This is a genomic window from Solidesulfovibrio sp. (genome assembly GCF_029978005.1).
Taxonomy (GTDB): domain Bacteria; phylum Desulfobacterota; class Desulfovibrionia; order Desulfovibrionales; family Desulfovibrionaceae; genus Solidesulfovibrio.
This window is the reverse complement of record NZ_JARKOZ010000186.1, coordinates 1-1694: the sequence shown is the minus strand read 5'-3', so window position 1 is coordinate 1694 and position 1694 is coordinate 1. Positions and strand designations below refer to the sequence as shown.

The following is a 1694-nucleotide window of genomic DNA, read 5'->3' as shown; positions in this document are numbered from 1 at the left end:
GCCGCCGGCCCAGGCCGGCCAGACGGGCCAGCCCGCCGCGCCGTCAGGCCAGGCGACCCAGGCCGCGCCGCCGGCCCAGGCGGCTCCCGCCCCGGCGGCCGCGCCGGCCAAGATCACCCCGGCCAGCCAGATCAAGTGGGCCTTGTCCGGCTTCGCCGACCCCACGGTCTGGCTGGTCTTCGCGGCCTTCATCTTCGCCCAGGGCTATGAAAAGACCGGCCTTGGCCGGCGCATCGCCCTGCTGCTTTTGCGCTTCATGGGCCGCAGCACCCTGGGCCTGGGCTACGCCGTGGCCATGTCCGACCTGTGCCTGGCCCCGTTTTTGCCCTCCAACACCGCCCGCTGCGGCGGCACCATCTACCCGATCATACGGAACATCCCGCCGCTTTTCGGCTCCACGCCGGAAAACGATCCGCGCAAGATCGGCTCCTATCTGATGTGGGTGGCCCTGGCCTCGACCTGCGTCACCAGCGCCGCCTTCCTGACATCCTTCGCCCCGAACTTCCTGGCCGTGTCCATGGTCCAGAAGATCGCCAACATCGACATCAGCTGGACGCAATGGTTCCTGGCCATGCTGCCGGCCTGCCTGGTGCTCTTCCTGGCCACGCCCTATCTCGTCTACCTGATCTATCCGCCGACCCAGAAGAGCAGCCCCGAAGCGCCGATCTGGGCGGGCAAGGAGCTGGCCGCCCTGGGACCCATGTCGCGCGGGGAGATCGTCATGGCCGTGCTGGCGGTGTGCGCGCTCATGTTCTGGATTTTCGGCGGCAAGCTCGTCAACGCCACCACCGTGGCCCTGGTGGCGGTGGGGCTCATGATCCCGTTTCGGGTCGTGACCTGGGACGACCTGCTGGGCAACAAGCCGGCCTGGAACATCCTCTTCTGGTACGGCACGCTCATGGCCGTGGCCGACGGCCTCTACAAGGTGGGCTTCCTCAACTGGTTCTGCACGAACATGGCCAGCGCCTTTTCCGGCTTCGGCACGTTGACCATGATCATCCTGCTGGTGACCATCTTCTGGTACGCCAGCTTCTTCTTCGCCAGCATCACCGCATTGACCACGGCGCTTTTCCCGCCGTTTCTGATGGCCGCCATGCTGGTGCCCGGCCTGCCGCTCAAGATGTTCATCCTGCTCATGTGCGGCAGCCTGGGCCTTCGCGGCATCCTCACGCCCTATGCCGTCACCCCGGCCATCATCATCTACGGCAGCGGCTACATCGCCACCTCGGACCACTGGCGGCTGGGATTCATCTTCTCCACCCTGTACCTCGTCGTGTTCCTGGCCTTGGGCATCCCCTCCATGTCCATGTTCTTCAACTGAGGCGCCGCCCTGCGTCGCCGTCCCCTTGCCGGGGAAAAACCCCGTTCCTTCTCGTAACGGTCCGTGCCGCGCGCGTCGCCCCTTGCCCGGCGGCCGCGCGGCCAAGGAGCAGCAAATGGCAGGCAAGAGACTTTACAAGTCGTTGTACTTCTGGGTCATCTTCGGCATCGTCGCCGGCATCGTCCTGGGGCTCGTTCCGGCCACCAAGGGTTTCGCCGAAAGCATGCAGCCTTTCGGCGTGGCGTTCATCCGCATGGTGAAGATGATCATCGCGCCCATCATCTTCTGCACCGTGGTCACGGGCATCGCCAAGATGGGCGACATGGGCAAGGTGGGGCGCGTGGGCATCAAGTGCATGCTCTATTTCTGGACC

General features: G+C 65.5%; 2 protein-coding genes. Both read left to right on the top strand.

The genetic code is table 11. From position 1 onward, the window contains the following. Positions 1-1321: DASS family sodium-coupled anion symporter (locus Q1K70_RS20025; RefSeq protein WP_300163757.1), on the top strand; the 1321-nt coding region annotated here is incomplete at its 5' end. Positions 1322-1436: 115 nt separating this feature from the next. Then, positions 1437-1694: cation:dicarboxylase symporter family transporter (locus Q1K70_RS20020; RefSeq protein ID WP_300163753.1), on the top strand; the 258-nt coding region annotated here is incomplete at its 3' end.